1 pseudogene is annotated in these 571 nt (G+C 66.0%); it reads left to right on the top strand.

The features are described 5' to 3' along the window. A pseudogene (locus ACXJKJ_RS31560) lies at positions 1 to 571 on the top strand (alpha-glucuronidase); the annotation flags it as partial.

The following is a 571-nucleotide window of genomic DNA, read 5'->3' as shown; positions in this document are numbered from 1 at the left end:
ACCGACTATGCGCGTGCCAACGCCTCGCTCGGCATCAACGGCACCGTGCTGAACAATGTAAACGCGAGCGCACAGAGCCTTGCGCCGGCGTATCTCGCCAAAGCCGCCGCGCTGGCAGACGTGTTCCGGCCGTACGGCATCCGCGTATACCTGAGCGCGCGCTTCAGCGCGCCCATCGAGCTGGGCGGGCTGAAGACAGCCGATCCGCTCGACCCGGACGTGCAACGTTGGTGGCGCGACAAGGCTGACGAGATCTACGCGCGCATTCCCGATTTCGGTGGCTTCCTGGTCAAGGCCAATTCGGAAGGACAGCCCGGACCGCAGGACTATGGCCGTTCGCATGCGGACGGCGCCAATCTGCTGGCTGACGCGCTGGCACCCCATGGCGGCGTGGTCATGTGGCGCGCCTTCGTCTACGCGCATGAGGTGCCCGAGGACCGCGCCACGCAGGCCTACACCGAGTTTGCCGGCCTGGACGGTGATTTCCGCCCGAACGTGATCGTGCAGGTGAAGAACGGTCCCATCGATTTCCAGCCGCGCGAGCCGTTCCATCCGCTGTTCGGGGCCATGC

Source organism: Roseateles sp. P5_E1 (genome assembly GCF_054049335.1).
Note: the sequence above shows the minus strand (reverse complement) of the source record. Positions and strands in the feature narration are given on the sequence as shown.